The organism is Bilophila sp. 4_1_30, assembly GCF_000224655.1.
Taxonomy (GTDB): Bacteria; Desulfobacterota; Desulfovibrionia; order Desulfovibrionales; family Desulfovibrionaceae; genus Bilophila; species Bilophila wadsworthia.
The window spans coordinates 820,388-823,347 of record NZ_JH114233.1 but is presented as its reverse complement, the minus strand read 5'-3'; the positions used below and the strand labels follow the sequence as shown (position 1 = coordinate 823,347).

Genomic DNA, 2,960 nt, shown 5'->3' with positions numbered 1-2,960 from the left:
GCGGTCGGGGGAGGGCTCCCCATTCGGGGGATTTAGGCGAAGTCGGCCTTGCCGAGCAGTTCGTCGAGCTGGGCCTTCACGCCTTCGGAAATGGGCTGGCGGGGGCAGGCGGAGCGTGCCGGTGCCGAAGCCGCGCTGCTTGAGGATGTACTTCACGATCTGCCACAGCTCGCCGGTTTCCTCGGTGAGGCGGAGCAGGGGGAGGATCTGGCGGTACAGCGCGCGGGCTTCCTCAAGCTTGCCCTGATTGACGATGAGGTCGTAGAGGCGGGCGGACTGGGCCGGGGCGACGTTGGCGAGGACGCAGACCCACGCCTTCGCGCCCATGACGAAGCTCTCGTAGGCGAGGCTCTCGCAGCCGCAGAAGATCACGAGGCGGTCGGCCAGCTCGTCCACGGCGCGGGTGAGGCGCATGATGTCGCCGGTGGATTCCTTCAGGAAGCCCATGTGCGGCAGATCAGCGATTTTGTCCAGCGTTTCTGGGAGGATGTTGACGCCGCTGCTGCCGGGGTTGTTGTAGATCATCACCGGCAGGGTGACGTTTTCGGAGATGTGCTTGTAGAAGGCGTAGATTTCGTCCTGGCTGGGATGCAGGCCGGGAGGGGGGAGGATCATGACGCCGTCGGCGCCGATGGAGGCGGCGTGTTTGGCGACTTCGAGGGTGACGTCCACGTTGGTGGACACCGCGCCGATGATGACCGGAATGCGCCCCGCCACTTCCTTCATGGCGAATTCCGCGAAGGCTTTGCGTTCTTCAAGGGTCAGCGCGGAAAATTCGCCGGTCGCGCCGAGGGGGAGCAGGCCGTGCACGCCGGATTCGATGAGCCAGTTGATGTGCTTGGCGCAGGCGGCGTAGTCGATCTCGCCGTTTTCCTGAAAGTGGGTGACGGTGACGGCGAAAATGCCGTGGATCTGTTTCATGAAGAACACCTCATTGTGTTGGTTGCGGCGGATTCCGCGCGCCGGCTCCGCGATGCGGGCGGCGTCGGCCGCCGTTGTCCGTTGCGGAAGCCGGGAGCCGGAGGGCGCGGATTCCGTGTTGCGTTGGTTGCTGCGGATTCTTCACTGACAGCAAGGAAAATGCCAAAACGGGACGGTTTCCCTATCGTATGAGAATCGTTTGGAAAGAGGAAACCTTTTTTGGCGGACGGCAAAACCGTGTCCGGAAAAGCGTGGTTCGAGTGTTGCGTTTCGCTCCACTTTTTTCTAAAAGGGCGTTCAAGTGTAGCGATACACGACAGGCGGACACCGGCGCGCTACACTTGGAGCGTCCGTTACGCTCCGCCGCCGCGCTGCCCCCGCCCTTGGGACTCCGTTTCTTTGAGTTTGTCCCGCGGGGCGTCCTTGTTGCGCCGCCCCGTCCGTGGGACGCTGCACGGGGCAGAAGCCCCGCAGGGCGATCATCGCCCGCTGACCCGCCTTTGGGACGCCGCTGTCCAATACGGCGTTGAATGCTTCAGCCGTCGGCGCCGTCCGCGTCTACGGGACGCCGCCCCGTTTTCCCCCTTTCGCCCGGACTTCCGGAGGCCCCGCATGGATACCTACGAAAAACGCAATCTCCTTGAAAAAAGCTACCAATCCGCCGTCCATGAGGCGTGGAAACAGTTCATCGCCAACAAGCCCATCAGGGAGAAGGACATCCCGCCGCACATCCTGCGCAGTTGGAAACTGAGCCGCGAGGCGGGCATGGACCCGCTGAACCCGCAGGTGCCGCCGGTCCTGGACAAGCGGGAACTGGCGAGCCTGTGCCGCCAGCACCAGACGCTCATCGACTCGGCCAAGCCCATCCTCGACATGCTGGAAGTCTCGATCCGCGACACCGGGTACATCGCCATCCTCGCGGTGGCCTCGGGCCACCTGCTGGCCGCCGTGGGCGACGACAACCTGCTTGTGCAGGCGCGGAGCCAATACAACATCCCCGGCGCGCAGAGGAGCATCAAGACCATTGGGGCGTCGGCGCTGTCCATGAGCATCGTGGAGCGTGCGCCCATCCAGATAACCGGCTATGAACACTATAATTGCTGGTTCCACGAGTGGAAATGCGCCTCGGCCCCCATCTTCAACGACAACGACATCCCCATCGCCTCGCTTACCATTTCGAGCCATATTTCGTGCAAGGACATCCACACGTTGACGCTCACGACCTCCTGCGCCAACTGCATCAGCATCCGGCTGCGGGAGAGCGCGCTCATCGACACGGAAAAGCGCCTCAACGCCATGCTCCAGCGCGTGCTCAACTCGCTCCCCGAGGCGGTCGTGGCCATCGACGGGAACGGCTCCATCACCCACGCGAACAACAAGGCCGCCAACTACCTGCTCCCCAAGAACGGCGTCCTTGTGGGCAAGAACATTGACGATCTGTTCCCGAAGCCCGAACTGCCGCGCGTCCGGCAGTTCATGCGGCGGGGGGTTCCGGAGACGGGGGACGTGACCATCCTGACGCACGAGGGCGAGCGGACGCACTTCTGCCGCTTCGAGCCGATCCAGCTCAGCAACGGCGACTTCGGCATGACCCTCTCCATCAGCATGAAGAGCCAGATCATCAATATTGCCAACCATGCGGGGGGCAATTACGCCAAATATTCCTTTGACGCCATCAGGGGGAAAAGCCCGGAACTCAAGGCGCAGATCGACCTTGCCCGGCGCACGGCGCGCACGGCCTCGCGCGTGCTGCTGACCGGGGAGAGCGGCACGGGCAAGGAGCTTTTCGCGCAGGCCATCCACAACAGCAGCTCGGTGTGCAAGGGGCCGTTCGTGGCGGTTTCCTGCGCGGCGATCCCGCGCGACCTCATCGAGTCCGAACTGTTCGGCTATGTGGGCGGGGCGTTCACCGGGGCCAGAAAAGGCGGCATGATCGGGAAGATGGAGCTTGCCAAGGGAGGCACGCTCGTTCCTCGACGAGGTCAACAGCCTGCCCCTCGAAATGCAGGCCAAGCTGCTGCGCGCGTTGCAGCAGATGG

At 63.5% G+C, this 2,960-nt stretch carries 2 protein-coding genes and 1 pseudogene; 2 read left to right on the top strand and 1 reads right to left on the bottom strand.

The annotated features are described in order from the left end of the window. Positions 1-921, bottom strand: a 921-nt coding sequence (locus HMPREF0178_RS15455; RefSeq protein ID WP_009380686.1) for a dihydrodipicolinate synthase family protein, incomplete at its 3' end; no start/stop codon positions are given. A gap of 612 nt (positions 922-1,533) precedes the next feature. On the opposite strand from HMPREF0178_RS15455, the pseudogene HMPREF0178_RS22935 reads away from it, so the two are divergent. Together HMPREF0178_RS22935 and HMPREF0178_RS23090 are read left to right on the top strand one after the other, a co-directional pair. Next, positions 1,534-2,829: pseudogene (locus HMPREF0178_RS22935) on the top strand (sigma-54-dependent Fis family transcriptional regulator); the annotation flags it as partial. A gap of 40 nt (positions 2,830-2,869) precedes the next feature. Beyond that, a partial coding sequence (locus HMPREF0178_RS23090) for a sigma 54-interacting transcriptional regulator (protein WP_255344681.1) occupies positions 2,870-2,960 on the top strand: 91 nt, incomplete at its 3' end.